Source organism: Candidatus Phytoplasma stylosanthis, assembly GCF_032886435.1.
Taxonomy (GTDB): domain Bacteria; phylum Bacillota_I; class Bacilli_A; order Acholeplasmatales; family Acholeplasmataceae; genus Phytoplasma; species Phytoplasma stylosanthis.
Map to the genome: position 1 here is coordinate 28,804 of NZ_JAUZJP010000002.1, position 13,820 is coordinate 42,623.

Sequence of the window (13,820 nt, forward strand, 5' to 3'; positions counted from 1 at the left end):
TATAATTTCATGAGTTTAAAAAATAAAATTAATTTTAAAAATTTTCAGAAATATGAATTTTTTTTTACAAAAAAAAATTTAAAAATTTTTTTGATTTCTTCATTTTTAATTTTTATTTATACTTTATTAGATGTTATGTTTATGAGTGGTGATTACGAAATGAAATTATATACCACAGGTATTCATGGAATAGGAGATGCTATTGCTAAAGTTTTAATTCAAATTTTCCCTAATATATCACAAAATAAATCTTTTAATGGTTATTTTGTTGCATTTTTTTTTGGATTTGTTAATTTATTATTATTTATTTTTATATCTTTCCCTAAGTTAGATTTGAAATTTAGTATAAATTCTTTTATTAATTCTTTTTTATTTGTTTTTTTTTTATTTTTACTTACTTCATTAATAAACGAACCTAATGGAGAATTTTATAAATATCATAATTTTTTTCAATTAATTCCTGTTAAATACGATTTATTTTATTCTTTATTAAGAATTTTTATTTGTGGTATTTTATCAGGTTTTATTTTAGGAATTTGTCTTAATATTGGTAGTTCTACTGGTGGAATCGACATTATTGCTAAATATATGTCCATTTATAAAAAAAAAGATATATCTTTATGTATTTTTATATTAAATTTTTCTATTTCAATAATTTCAGTTTCTTTTATATGTTTTTTTAATAAAAAAATAGATTTAATACCAATTTTTTTAACTTTTATGAAATTATTTATTAATTCATTAGTTATTTATTTAGTATTAAATCATACTTCTTTGAAAAAATTTATTAAAAAATAACATTTTTTTCATATTAAAGAAAGTTTTAATTAAAGAATGAAAAATTTTGTTTCCAAGTTTGAATCATATCTTAAATATGAATTATTATTATCTAGAAATACTATTTTAGCTTATTTAAGTGATATTCATCAATATTTAAATTTTTTAACTATAAATTTAAAATTAAAAAATCCTAAACAAATAAATACAAGAGATATAACTTTATTTTTATCAAATATCGTGGATGTATATATGATTAGTAGCCAAAGTTTAGCTCGAAAAATTATTGTTATAAAAAAATTTCATAATTTTTTAATTTTAGATAAACAAATAAATCATAATCCTTCTTTTATTATAAAAATACCTAAAGTAGACAAAAAATTACCTTCTGTATTATCTTTAAAAGAAGTTTTTAAATTTTTAGAATGTATTCATGACCAAAAAAATATTTTAATTTCTTTGCGTAATCAAGCTTTATTTGAATTAATGTACGGTTCAGGTTTAAGAATATCTGAAGTATTAAATTTAAGTTTGACTAATATATATGAAAAAAAATCTTATATCATTGTGACAGGTAAAGGTTCAAAAGAAAGAATAGTCCCTGTGACTAAATATTCTTTAAACACATTACAAAAATATCTAAAAAAACGTCATTTATTTTCAAAAAATAAAAAAAATGGTTTTGTTTTTTTAAATAAAAACGGTAATAATTTATCTCGTCAAGGTTGTTATAAAATTTTTAAAAAGATTGCTCAAAAAGCTAATCTAGATATTAATTGTTCTCCACATATATTGAGACATTCATTCGCCACTCATTTATTAGAAAATGGAATTAATTTAAGAACTTTGCAAACTATTTTAGGACATGAAGATATTTCCACTACTCAAATTTATACCCATATTAGCCAAAAATACTTAAAAAAAATTTATTTTAAATATCATCCTCGTGCTTCTAATTAATTTTTTATTTATATTTCAATGGAGTTTTTTTATGAAAATTCATTCTTTAAATTTAATATTTCATTATCAAAAATTTTTTTTAGAAGAAACTAAAAAAAATTTAAAAAACATTTGTAAAAAAAATAATTACCATTTTTTATTTTATTCTATTGATGTTAATAATTATATCGAAATAATAAAAAAAATAATTCAAGAATTATATACCAGTTCTTTTTTTTATGATAAAAAAGTTCTTTTTATAGAAAATATTTCATTTGTATTTCAAAAAAAAAATATAAACTTAGATTTTTTATTAAATTTTTTTAAAGAACCCAAAAATAATATTATTATCTATTTAAGTGAAGAAAGAAATAATTTTCCTTCAGACATTCAAAAAAAAATATATCCTTATTTTAAAATTTCCAAAAAATATAAATTTTCTTTTCAAGATTTATTTGAATATGTTAAAAAATCATTCCAAAAAGATAATTTTTTTATAACAGATGAAATTGTTTATTTATTAATACATAAAACAAATAATAATTTATTTTCTTTAAAAGAAGAAATTAAAAAAAATAAATTATATCATTTTGATTCTAAAAAAATTACAGATCCGGAAATAGTAGAAAAATTAGTTTTTACAACAGAAGATAAAAATATTTTTTTATTTATTAAGGCTATTATCGAAAAAGAAAAAAAAATAGAAAATTTTTATTTATTTGAATATTTGATAAATAAAAAAGAAAATCCTTTTTTTATTATTTATCAAATATTAAAAAAATTAGAAGAAATGATTATTGTTAAATATTTATTAAATAAAAACAAAACACATAATGATATTTCTAATATTTTTAAATATTCTTTAGAAAAAACTTTTTTTTTAGTAAAAGAAACAAATCTTTTACCTTTAGAAAAAATGAAAAATTTATTTTTAGTTTTTTTTGAATTATATTCAAAAACGAAGAAAGAAAATATCAAACCTATTAATAGTTTAAAAAGTTTTTTAATTAAAGAAATATTCAACTTATAATTTTTTTAATAATTTTAAAAGGAATTTCTCCTTCTCTTATTAATGATAAATTAGGTGTTGTGATATCAATAATTGTAGAATTTAAACAAGATATATATTCATCATTATCATATATATAATTTACTTTGTTATGATATTCCTTTACTATTTGAAAATAATTATTTAAAGGTTGTTCACCACTTATATTAACAGAAGTTGTTCTCATTGGACCTTTTTGTTTTAAAATTTTTAATGCTAAAAGATGATTTGGAATTCTAATTCCTATTTTTTTTTCTTGAGTTTTTTGATAATGCTTTTTATGGCTATTTATAATTAAAGTTAAAGGGCCAGGCCAAAAAAAATTTGATATTTTTTTCACTTTTTCGTTAATAATACCTATTTGTTTTATTTGTTCTAATGATGAAAATAAAATAATAATTGGTTTATTTAATGGTCTTTTTTTTATATTATAAATTTGATTTAAACTTTCTTTATCATAAATAGAACAACCCATGCCATAAACTGTATCAGTAGGAAAAATAATAATTCTATTTTTATTTTTAATAATCATATTTTTTCTTGAAATTCTTTTTTTTTAAATTCATTTATCAAAGGTTCTATAATTAAATTAATTTTTCCTTCCATAAAAAAATCTAATTTTTTTATACTTAAGTTAATACGATGATCTGTAATTCTATTTTGAGAATAGTTATAAGTTCTTATTTTTTCACTTCTATCTCCGGTTTTAATTACATTTTTTTTGATTTCATTTTTTTTTTTATTTTGTTCAGATTGTATTCTATTAAATATTTTATTTTTTAATAATTGAAAAGCTTTTTCTTTGTTTTGATGTTGACTTTTTGCTATTTGACAAGCTACATTATCTCCAGTAGGTAAATATGTTAAACGAACTGCTGATTTGGTAGTATTAACTGATTGCCCACCAGGTCCACTTGCATTAAAAGTATCAATTCTAATATCATTCCAATTCAAATCTAATTTAGGATTTTCTATCTTTGGAGAAACTAATACTTTTGCTGTAGAAGTATGAATTCTTCCTTTATTTTCTGTTTCAGGAACTCTTTGTACTCTATGAATACCTGATTCATATTTTAAAAAAGAATAAACATTTTTTCCATAAAATATCATTTCAACTGAAATAATACCGCTTTTTTGACTAGATATTAAATTAATAATCTCTATTTTCCAGTTTTGATTTTCAGCATATTTAACATAAGCACGAAATAAATCAGCTACAAAAAGATTAGATTCATTTCCGCCTACTGAACTTTTAATTTCCATTATAACATCTTTATTATCATCAGGTTCTTGTGTAGATAATATTTTTTTTAATTGAACTAATTTGTTTTTTATTTTATTTTCTAAATCTTTTTTTATATCTTGTGCTAAAACAAAGAAATCATTTTCTTTTTGTTCAATATTTTTTTCTTCTATTAACATTTTTTGAATATTTTTTTTTTCTTCTTCTAAAGCTAAATATTCATCATAAACGGAAACGATTTTTTCTAATTCATTTATTTTTTTTAAAAAATTAATATCAGTTAAGACTTCTTTGTTTTCTAACATTTTTTTTTGTAAAAATAAGAATTTTTCTTTTATTATTTTTAGTTGGGAAAACATATTTATCGATCTCCTTTTTTTCAAAAGTATAATAAAAATAAAATAATTTTATTATTCTTTTTCAGTTTCTTGAAAAGATAAATCATTTAAATTAAATAAAAATTGTGTTTTTCCTGTTGCTCCTTGTCTATTTTTAGAAATAATTAATTCAGTATAATTCATTTTAGAAATTTCTTTTTTATTTTTATCATAATAATCAGGACGATAAAGAAACATAACTAAATCAGCGTCTTGTTCAATACTTCCTGAATCTCTTAAGTCAGATAAAATAGGTCTTTTATCTTCTCTTTTTTCTACTTCTCTTGATAATTGAGATAACGCTAACACAGGTACTTTTAATTCTTTGGCCATTTGTTTTAAACCTTTAGAAATTTCTGCAATCTCTTCTTGTCGATTATTAAAATTTTTATAATTATTTTTGTTATTTTTGCCAATCAATTGTAAGTAATCTATTATAACAATATCTAATTTATTTTGGTTTTTCATTTTTCTACATTGGGATCTGATATCTAAAAGATTAGCGCTAAAAGAATCATTAAAAAAAATATTATAATTTTGTAATCTTAAAGAAACAGCTTTTAATAAATCTATTTCTCTTTGATTTAAAATTCCTAATTGAATTTTTTTGTGATCAATTTTACTTTGTGAACTCAACATTCTAGTACATAATTGTTCATTAGACATTTCTAAACTAAAAATAATAACTGATTTTTTTTTATTTTTACGTACGATATTTAAAGCCAATTCAGACATAAAACTGCTTTTCCCCATAGAAGGACGAGCTGCTAAAATAATTAATTCCTCTGGTTTAAAACCTAAAGTAATATCATCTAAATAAGGAAACCCTGTACTTAAGCCAATAATTTTATTATCTCTTCGATGATAAGTTTTATTTTCTACTTCTTTTAATAAAGTTTTAATATCAATTAATGTTGTATTTTTTTTTTTTTTAGAAATTTGAAATAATTTTTCTTCAGCAATATTTAAATAGTTTTCAAAATCTAGTTCTTGATTACTAATTCCTTCATTATAAATACCAGAAATTGTAGTAATTACTTCTCTTTTCAAAGAGGCATCATATACAAAATCGATATAAGAATCAAGGTGATAAATAGAAGGAATGTTATTAGTTAATTGAAATAAATACTTTAAACCATTAGATAATTTTTTATTTTTTTTTTCTAAAACAGAATTTACTGAAAAATAATCAATATCTTTTTGTTCTTGTATTAAAGTTTTCATTGCTTCATAAATGTATTGATGTTCAAGATTAAAAAAATCTTCTGTTGATAATCGATCCATAACTATTAATATTTTTTTAGGATCTAAAAAAATAATTCCTAAAATAGATTGTTCTGCTTCTAAATAAAAAGGAAGTTTTAAATTATCCATAATTGTTTTTTAAACTTTCACATTAATAAAAAAATAGGCATGAATATTTTTAGTCAACAAAACATTAACTTTGTATTTTCCTAAAGAATTAATTTCATTTTCTAAAAATATTTTTTTCTTATTAAGAATAATACTATATTTATCATTGAACACATCTACAATTTGTTTTAAAGTTATTTTACCATAAATTTTACCTTGGGGTCCTATTTGCACTATTATATCAATCTGTTTGTTATCAATATCTTTTTTTAATTTTTGCATCAATAAATCATGTTTTTTTTTCTCATTTTCTTTCAATAATTCCTCTTTTTTTATTTTTTGAATATTTTCTTCTGTTGCTAAGAGGGCTTTTTTTTCTCTAATCAAAAAATTTCCATAACCAGAATTTATTTTAATAATTTCATTTTTATTACCTTTATTTTTAATATCTTCTAATAAAATAATTTTCATATTTTTTAAACTTTCTTTATATTCTAAAAATAATATATTTTTTAATTTATCAATTATTTCTTCTAAGTTATTTCCTTCAATTTGAGTTGCTGCACTATTAATATGACCTCCTCCTCCCATTTGTTCCATTATAATTTGGACATTAATTTCTTCATAAGAACGAGCACTTATTCCGATTTTATTATTTGGTAATTGAGCAACTGTAAAAGCAGCTTCAATGTTTTGAATATTTAAAACATTTTCAGAGACTTTTGCTAAAAATGTTCTATTGTAACAAATTTCATCATCTTTAATAATTGCTATTTTATCCATGTAAATTTCCATTTCAGAAATTAATTTATTCATCTTTAAGATTTTATTCAATTCTTCTTTTAACCAAAACTTTACTTTAGCACTATCAGCACCCAAAGAAATCAATTGTGCAGCAACCTCTAAAGTTCTTGCGCTTGTACGATAAGTAAAATAATTAGTATCTATAACAATTCCACCATAAATTAAAGTAGCTTCTAAAGGAGTAATTTTAATTTTATATTTAAAAAAACTAATAATTTCCATTAAAATTTCTGAAGTAGAAGAAGCTAAAGGATCAACATAAGAAAAAATATTATTAATTATATTTTCAGTTGATCTATGATGATCTAAAATAGCAATATTAGGAGTTAAATTTAATATTTCTGGACTACTAACAATATCTCTACTTTGAGTATCTACAATAACTAAAAGTGAATTTTCATCAATAATTTCGCTAGCTTTTTTAGTTGTAATAATTTGCTTAACTAATTCTTTTTCTTCTTGAATTAAATTTTGATAAATAAATTTAAAATTGCTATCTGTTTTTTCTTCATCAATAATTAAATAATGTTTATAATCTTTGTTTATTGCTAAAGCGATTTTATAAAATGCAATCATTGAACCTAAAGAATCTAAATCAGGATTAATATGTCCCATAATAAAACAACTTTTATTTTTTTGTAAAATTTCTTCAATCATTTCAGAATTAACTCTAACCGATATTTTAGAATTTGTTTTTAAAAAGGTAGTAGCAGCTCCAAAATATTGAATTTTTTGATTTTCTATGTTTACAACTGCTTGGTCTCCTCCTCTTTTTTGAGCTAATTCAAGAGCATTTTGAGCATAAATGGCTAATTTATTGTAAGGTAAATTATAACAAGCTACTCCAATTGAAAGTGTTATTTTAAGTTTATATTTACCTGAAATATCACGAATTGTTTGTAAAATAGAAAATTTATTATCAATAATATTTTTTAATTGATCTCGATGAAACAAAATCAAAAATTTATCATCTGATAATTGTTTTAAATAACTATCATAAATTTCAAAAAAATCAGATAGAGCGCTTAAATATTCTACTTTAATTTGAGATTTTTCAGAAAGATCTAAATCTTTAAGAGAATTTTCTAAGTTATCAAAGGATAAAAAAATCCAAGCAGGAGTTTTATCATAATATAATTTATTTATTTTGGCCTTTTCAGTTACATCAAAAATATAAAAAACATTAAATTCTTTTTTATATAAACAATCAAAAGTTTTTTCTTCTATGTATATAACAGTATGATCTTTACCTGATTTTAATAAATCAGCCATTTTAGGATTAATTTTTTCTAATAAAGTATTTAAAAAAGGTTTTTTAAAAATAATATTTGCATAATTATTAATCCATTGAATTCTAGTTGTTATATTATCGATTAAAATTATACCAATTGGGATTTCATTAAAAACTTCTTCTCCTACTTCATTAATATAATAAGAAAGATGAGCCCATAAAGAAAGTCTTTCATTTAATTTTTTAACTTCAAAAAAATGATTAATATTATAAAAAACACAAATTGAAATAAAAAGAATTATTAATTTACCAAAAAAGCTTAAAAATAAATGTAAAAAAGTTGATTTTAATTCTCTTACTATTTCTGAATAATCTTTTTTTATTACTTTATATATTTTAGGAACATCATGTAATATGATATGTATTATAAAAATAATAAATATAGCCCAAAATATCAATCTACTATAATCAAATATTTTTTTTTTAATTTTTTTATACATATTTTATTTTTTCAAAACTCACTTTTAATATTCAGTTATTGAAAAATTAATTAATAAAAATAAAACAAGCAAATAATATTTTAAAAATATAACAAGCTTGTTTGTTTATAAACTTAATTATTTAACTATAAAAGGAATTAAAGCCATATGACGTGCTCTTTTAATTGCTTTAGCTAAACGTCTTTGCCACTTAACCGAGGTATTAGTTATTCTACTGGGTAAAATTTTCCCTCTATTATTAATAAATTTATTCAATAATTCTACATCTTTGAAGTCTATTTTATTAATTTTATTTTCAATAAAATAACAAACTTTACGACGTTTTTTAAAATATTTTTTATTTTTATACATTATTTATTATGTCATCTCCTTTTTTTATATTTCTTATAAAAATTAAAAAGGCAAATCTTCATCTAAATTATTGATAGTAATTATTTCTTTATTATTTTCTTCATCTTGTGTCTCGTTTGGGTTATTATCAAACATATTATTAACTTTATTACTATTTTTTTTAGATTCTAAAAATTGAACACTATCGCAATTTATTTCAGTTAAAAATTGTTTTTGATTATTACTTTCATATGTACTTACTCTAATACTACCTTCGATGCCCAATAAAGCGCCTTTTGAAATATATTTAGCTAAATTTTCTGCTTGTTTATTCCATACAGAACAACGAATAAAATCTGTTTCTCTTTGTCCTGAAGTTCCGATATAATTTCTATTAACTGCTAAAACAAATTTAACTAAAGGAGTATCATTATTTATAAAACGTAGTTCAGGATCTTTAGTTATTCTTCCTACTAAAATGACTCTGTTTATCATATATTTTTCTCTTCTACCTTTAAAACAATATAACGTATCACTTCTTCTGTAATGTGAATTATTCTATTAAATTCTTTAATTGCTTCATTATTTGCTTTTACTAATAAACTAACATAAAATCCTTGTGCAAATTTTTTTATCTTATAGGCTAATGTTTTTAATTCAGGTTTTTTATATTCTAATATTTCCCCTTCTTTTTCGAAAATATTATTAATATTAATTGTAATTTGATTTATTTTTTTTTCATCTAAATTAGGGCTTAAAATATACATAATTTCATATTTTTTCATTTTTAAAAATTCTCCTTATGGACATATTAGTTCTTATTTTTTTAATAAGAAAAGGAAGTTTGATTTTGTAAAAAATAATCGAACTTAAACAATACTTCATTATGATTATACTAAATTTTTATAATAAATTTTTGAAAATTAATTAAATAACAATAAAACTTTTAAAAAAATATAAAAACTAAAATTAAAATAATAAAAATATTTTTATAAAATATAAGTTCATTCTAACAAATAATTTAAATTTATTTTGTAATTATTAAGATATTATTTCAAAAATAAAAATTTATTTTTTCATAATAATATATATTAAATAAAATAATATCCAAATTATAAAACTTAAAAGAATTAAATATTTATCTTTATAACTGGGATAAGTATAAATCTCATTCCAAGCATCATTAATTTGTTTTTTATTTTTTTCATTATATTTGTATATTTTATCTTCGTCAATTATTTTTAGTTGAAGTTCATTTGGGTAATATTCATTTTCTTGAATGTAAGGTGTATCATAATTAATAAAAGATTTATTTCTTTTTATGTTTTCTGGTTTTAATAAAAATTTAATAAATTCATAAGCTCCTTCTTGATCGCTTCCTTTCGGTAGAACTAATGCATCAAACCAAATATTAGTTCCTTTTTTAATTTTTTTTGAGTCACTATCTTGATCAAATTGATAATAATCTAAATTATCATTTTGTTTCATTAAATATCTTGCATCACCAGAATAAGCAACTACAATATCATAATACTCCTTATTCTTAGTTTTCATTCGATCTAATAATTGATCAGTGATAAATGATAAATTTGTGTTTATTTTTTTAATTTCTATCAATGCTTCCTTAGCTTTTTTTATTTCTTCTTGGGAATTAACACTAATATCTCCTCCAGTAATTTTTAATCCTAAAAAAATAACTTCAAAAGGATTATTATACAAAGCTATTTTATATTCAGGATTTTTTATTGTTTTTTCTAAATTAATTATTTTTTCTCGATCTAATTTATCTTTTCTATATAAAATACCTATTTTTCCCCAAAAATAAGGAATTATATATTCCCAAATATTATTATTGTTATCTCTTTTTTTCTTTATTTGTTCAAATTCATTTGTAAATATGTTTTTTATTTTTAATAAAGCATTTATATTCTTAATTTTTTCTAAATTATTATTTTGCAATAATTGTTCTATAGCGTATTCACTTAAAATGGCGATATCATATTTATTACCAGATTTAATTTTGTTAATAGCTAATTCATTAGAAGAAAAAAACATTTGTTTAACATTGAATTTTTGTGATTCTTTATTAAAATTATTTATTATTTCTGAATCGATATATTCGCCCCAATTAAACAATATAATATCTTTTTTTTTATTTGTTTTTGTTTTTACATTTTTGTATATCACTATTGAAAAAGTTATAATTACAAAAAAGATAATTATTAAGGCTATTTTTTTTTGCATTTTTTTTTATTTTTTTTCCTTAATTTAATAAAATCAATAATTATTTTAGATAATAAAATCAAGATTAAAATTGAAGACAAAGCATTTATTGATGGATTAATAGTTCCTTTTAAACTATAAATATAAGCTGATATATTTTGATAATCTGAACCTCCTGCAAAATAAGAAATAATAAAATCATCAAATGATAAAGCAAATACAATACCAGCGCTTGTTAACATTGTATTTTTTAATTGAGGTAAAATTATTTTTATAAGAGTTTGTGAAGGTGTTGCACCTAAATCACTAGCTGCTTCAATTAAATCTGTTTCCAAAAGAAAACATTTATTATAAACATAAATTAAAACATAAGGAGTACTAAATGAAATATGAGCTAATAACATTCTCCAAAAACCACTTTTTAAACCAATAAAACTAAATAAAACAAATAAAGCTAAAGCATTAATAATTTCAGGAATAATAATAGAAAATTGATTAGCATCAAGAATAAAATTACGCCATTTTTTTTTATAATTCATTAATGAAATAGCTCCTAAAGTTCCTAAAATTGTTGAAACAATAGTAGATAAAAAAGCTATTTGAAAAGTAACAAAAATTGATGATTTAATTGCTTCATCTTTTAAAATTTTTAAATACCATTTAAATCCAAATTTATCAAAATGAATTAAAGAAGCTATTCTTCCTTCGGTTTCATTAAAAGAAAAAATAATTAAAGAAACAATTGGTAAATAAATAAATAGTAAAATAAGAAATAAATAAATATAAGTTATTTTTTTAGTATTTATTTTGAACATAAGAATTATATACTTTTATAGATTGTTTCTTTTTATAAAATGTTAAAATACAAAACAAAAAAAAACTTAAATTAACAGCAATAGCACAAGCTGATTTTATATCTCCACTTAAAAAAGTTTGATTTTCTATTAATTCACTAATAACTGTTGTATTTGTTGGTCCTAAATATTTTGGTATTGCTAAATTGGTTGCAATTTGCAAAGAAATTAAAACAACTCCTGTAGTAAAACCAGGTATCGATAAAGGGAAAATAATTTTTTTAAAAATTTGTTTATTATTCGCTCCTAAATCTTTAGCAGAATCAATTAAAAAAGGATCTATTTTAGAAATACTTAAAAAAATAGGCAAAAAAATATAAGGCAAAAAAATATAGATAAAACCTATAAACATCGCTAGATTTGTTTCTAATAAATTTATATTCAAGTTCCTTTCTATTAAAGAAAAAATTTGTAATAAAGCTTGAATTTTTAAAATCATGTTTACCCACATGGTACCATTAATTAATAAAACTAAAATTGATTGAGTCATGAGATCAAGTTTATAGACTGTATATGCCAAAGGATAAGCAATTATTATAAGAAAAAAATTTGAAATGATAGTTATAGCAATAGAACGAAATAAAATATAAATATAAGATTTAGTAGTATAAAAATTATAATATTTTTTAATAGTAAAAGAAAAATTAAAAATATGATTTGGATTATATTCTTGAATAGAATCAAAAAAAACAATAAAAACGGGAATTAGAACAAAACAAATTAAAATAATAAAATAAGGAATAGCTAAATATTTATAAAATTTTTTATTATTTATACAATAAGACATTTTTTTACCATATTTCCATAATATGTAAATCTTCGGGATTAAAAGAAATTCCTACATTAGAATCATTTTCAATAAAATCAGTGGTATGAACTATATAATTACGGTATTGAGTTTTAATATTTACTTCCCAATGAACACCTTTAAATAAAACATAATTTACAATTCCTTGAAAAAAACCTTTTTCTGGTTGAACAATGTCAATATCTTCAGGCCTAATAACAATATCTACTTTTTGATTTGATTTAAAACCAAAATCAACACATTTAAAATCTTTATCATCAAAAAAAACTAAAAAATCTTTTTTCATATAACCAGAAATTAGATTAGAATCTCCAATAAATTGAGCTATAAATTTATTAGCAGGTTCATTATAAATATCTTGAGGAGTACCAATTTGTTGAATTTCTCCTTTATTAATAACTACTATTTTATCACTTATACTTAATGCTTCTTCTTGATTATGAGTTACAAAAATAAAAGTAATACCTGAATTTCTTTGAATTTCTTTTAATTCATATTGCATTTCTTTTCTTAGTTTTAAATCAAGTGCTGCCAAAGGTTCATCAAGTAATAAAACTTTTGGTTCATTAATTAAAGCTCTAGCAATAGCAACTCTTTGTTGTTGTCCGCCTGATAACTGATTAATATTTCTTTTTTCTAACCCATTTAATCCTACTAATTTTAAGTAATGTAATACTTTTTTTTGAATAAAAATTTCTTTTTGTTTATTGTTTAAAATTTTTTTATTTAAATTCATTAGTTCTTGATAATATTTATTTTTAATTTGTTTTTTTGTTTTTTTAAAATCTTTTTTTATTTCATAAAATAAATTTGTTTTTTTTGTCAAATAAAATTTTAAATAAGAAAAAAAAGATTTTTTTTTATTTACGAAAAATTTTTTTTTTTCTTTTTCTTTTTTATAATTTTGTTCTGTTTTTTTTAATTCTTCTTTTGTTTTAATTTTTAAATCTTTTTTTATTTGTTCTACCTTTGCATTTAAATTTTTTATTCTTAAACTGAAAGCTATATTCTCATAAACATTTAAATGGGGGAAAAGAGCATATTTTTGAAAAACTGTATTAATTAATCTTTTATGAACTGGAGTATTTATAATACTTTTTTCATTGAAAAAAATATTACCACTGCTTGATTCTTCAAAACCGCCTATTATTCTTAAAATAGTAGTTTTACCACAACCAGAAGGACCTAATAAAGTAACAAATTCATTTTCTTTTATTTCTAAATTAATATTTTTTAAAATAATTTGATTATTAATAACCTTTGTTATATTTTTTAATTTTATTAATTTGGTCATTTTTTTACCTTTCTTCCAAAAAATTATTTTTTCTCAAAT

Annotated in this window: 14 protein-coding genes; 3 read left to right on the forward strand and 11 right to left on the reverse strand. The window is 20.0% G+C overall.

All coding sequences use genetic code 11. From position 1 onward, the window contains the following. The first annotated feature begins 9 nt into the window (after positions 1-9). From Q8777_RS00810 to Q8777_RS00820, 3 genes are read left to right on the forward strand one after another with little or no spacing between them, the layout of a single operon-like run. Positions 10-798 carry a YitT family protein gene (locus tag Q8777_RS00810; RefSeq protein WP_318676086.1) on the forward strand — a complete coding sequence of 263 codons (789 nt, stop codon included), beginning with the start codon at positions 10-12 and terminating at the stop codon, positions 796-798. Positions 799-834: 36 nt separating this feature from the next. After that, a complete protein-coding gene (locus Q8777_RS00815; protein WP_318676088.1) occupies positions 835-1,737 on the forward strand; it encodes a tyrosine recombinase in 903 nt (300 codons plus the stop codon). Positions 1,738-1,768: 31 nt separating this feature from the next. Then, positions 1,769-2,746 (forward strand): DNA polymerase III subunit delta, encoded by a 978-nt coding sequence (locus Q8777_RS00820; RefSeq protein WP_318676089.1) that lies wholly within the window; start codon positions 1,769-1,771, stop codon positions 2,744-2,746. On the opposite strand, the gene Q8777_RS00825 is transcribed toward Q8777_RS00820, so the two are convergent. The 11 genes from Q8777_RS00825 to Q8777_RS00875 all read right to left on the reverse strand — a co-directional run bounded on the left by Q8777_RS00825 (position 2,736) and on the right by Q8777_RS00875 (position 13,781). Then, on the reverse strand, positions 2,736-3,296 hold the full coding sequence (locus Q8777_RS00825) for an L-threonylcarbamoyladenylate synthase (RefSeq protein WP_318676090.1): 561 nt from the start codon (positions 3,294-3,296) through the stop codon (positions 2,736-2,738). The two genes, Q8777_RS00820 and Q8777_RS00825, sit on opposite strands and share 11 nt — an antisense overlap. Beyond that, positions 3,293-4,366: a PCRF domain-containing protein gene (locus tag Q8777_RS00830; RefSeq protein WP_318676091.1), complete on the reverse strand. Its 1,074-nt coding sequence runs from the start codon at positions 4,364-4,366 to the stop codon at positions 3,293-3,295. Before Q8777_RS00830 ends, Q8777_RS00825 begins: the two co-directional genes overlap by 4 nt. Positions 4,367-4,417: 51 nt before the next feature. Beyond that, a complete protein-coding gene (gene dnaB / locus Q8777_RS00835) occupies positions 4,418-5,758 on the reverse strand; it encodes a replicative DNA helicase (protein WP_318676092.1) in 1,341 nt (446 codons plus the stop codon). A gap of 9 nt (positions 5,759-5,767) precedes the next feature. Further along, positions 5,768-8,272, reverse strand: coding sequence for a 50S ribosomal protein L9 (gene rplI / locus Q8777_RS00840; protein WP_318676093.1), 2,505 nt, complete (start codon positions 8,270-8,272; stop codon positions 5,768-5,770). Positions 8,273-8,389: 117 nt separating this feature from the next. Next, positions 8,390-8,626, reverse strand: a complete 237-nt coding sequence (rpsR, locus tag Q8777_RS00845) for a 30S ribosomal protein S18 (protein ID WP_318676199.1) — start codon at positions 8,624-8,626, stop codon at positions 8,390-8,392. Positions 8,627-8,665: 39 nt separating this feature from the next. After that, positions 8,666-9,097 carry a single-stranded DNA-binding protein gene (gene ssb / locus Q8777_RS00850; RefSeq protein WP_318676094.1) on the reverse strand — a complete coding sequence of 144 codons (432 nt, stop codon included), beginning with the start codon at positions 9,095-9,097 and terminating at the stop codon, positions 8,666-8,668. Then, positions 9,094-9,387, reverse strand: coding sequence for a 30S ribosomal protein S6 (rpsF, locus tag Q8777_RS00855; protein ID WP_318676095.1), 294 nt, complete (start codon positions 9,385-9,387; stop codon positions 9,094-9,096). The genes ssb and rpsF overlap by 4 nt, the downstream gene beginning before the upstream one ends. 283 nt (positions 9,388-9,670) lie before the next feature. Next, a complete protein-coding gene (locus Q8777_RS00860) occupies positions 9,671-10,846 on the reverse strand; it encodes an extracellular solute-binding protein (RefSeq protein ID WP_318676096.1) in 1,176 nt (391 codons plus the stop codon). Then, complete coding sequence (locus Q8777_RS00865) at positions 10,831-11,640, reverse strand: ABC transporter permease (protein ID WP_318676097.1); 810 nt, start codon at positions 11,638-11,640, stop codon at positions 10,831-10,833. The genes Q8777_RS00860 and Q8777_RS00865 overlap by 16 nt, the downstream gene beginning before the upstream one ends. Continuing rightward, the gene (locus Q8777_RS00870) at positions 11,621-12,466 is read right to left on the reverse strand and encodes an ABC transporter permease (RefSeq protein WP_318676098.1); all 846 of its coding nucleotides are present in this window, start codon (positions 12,464-12,466) and stop codon (positions 11,621-11,623) included. The genes Q8777_RS00865 and Q8777_RS00870 overlap by 20 nt, the downstream gene beginning before the upstream one ends. A 4-nt stretch (positions 12,467-12,470) precedes the next feature. After that, positions 12,471-13,781: an ABC transporter ATP-binding protein gene (locus Q8777_RS00875; protein WP_318676099.1), complete on the reverse strand. Its 1,311-nt coding sequence runs from the start codon at positions 13,779-13,781 to the stop codon at positions 12,471-12,473. Positions 13,782-13,820 lie beyond the last annotated feature (39 nt).

Excerpts from the sequence above, each read along its gene's own strand:
- Q8777_RS00810 (WP_318676086.1), top strand. The coding sequence starts at position 10 with ATGAGTTTAAAAAATAAAATTAATTTTAAAAATTTTCAGAAATATGAA.
- Q8777_RS00815 (WP_318676088.1), top strand. The coding sequence starts at position 835 with ATGAAAAATTTTGTTTCCAAGTTTGAATCATATCTTAAATATGAATTA.
- Q8777_RS00820 (WP_318676089.1), top strand. The coding sequence starts at position 1,769 with ATGAAAATTCATTCTTTAAATTTAATATTTCATTATCAAAAATTTTTT.
- Q8777_RS00825 (WP_318676090.1), bottom strand. The coding sequence starts at position 3,296 with ATGATTATTAAAAATAAAAATAGAATTATTATTTTTCCTACTGATACA.
- Q8777_RS00830 (WP_318676091.1), bottom strand. The coding sequence starts at position 4,366 with ATGTTTTCCCAACTAAAAATAATAAAAGAAAAATTCTTATTTTTACAA.
- dnaB (WP_318676092.1), bottom strand. The coding sequence starts at position 5,758 with ATGGATAATTTAAAACTTCCTTTTTATTTAGAAGCAGAACAATCTATT.
- rplI (WP_318676093.1), bottom strand. The coding sequence starts at position 8,272 with ATGTATAAAAAAATTAAAAAAAAAATATTTGATTATAGTAGATTGATA.
- ssb (WP_318676094.1), bottom strand. The coding sequence starts at position 9,097 with ATGATAAACAGAGTCATTTTAGTAGGAAGAATAACTAAAGATCCTGAA.
- rpsF (WP_318676095.1), bottom strand. The coding sequence starts at position 9,387 with ATGAAAAAATATGAAATTATGTATATTTTAAGCCCTAATTTAGATGAA.
- Q8777_RS00860 (WP_318676096.1), bottom strand. The coding sequence starts at position 10,846 with ATGCAAAAAAAAATAGCCTTAATAATTATCTTTTTTGTAATTATAACT.
- Q8777_RS00865 (WP_318676097.1), bottom strand. The coding sequence starts at position 11,640 with ATGTTCAAAATAAATACTAAAAAAATAACTTATATTTATTTATTTCTT.
- Q8777_RS00870 (WP_318676098.1), bottom strand. The coding sequence starts at position 12,466 with ATGTCTTATTGTATAAATAATAAAAAATTTTATAAATATTTAGCTATT.
- Q8777_RS00875 (WP_318676099.1), bottom strand. The coding sequence starts at position 13,781 with ATGACCAAATTAATAAAATTAAAAAATATAACAAAGGTTATTAATAAT.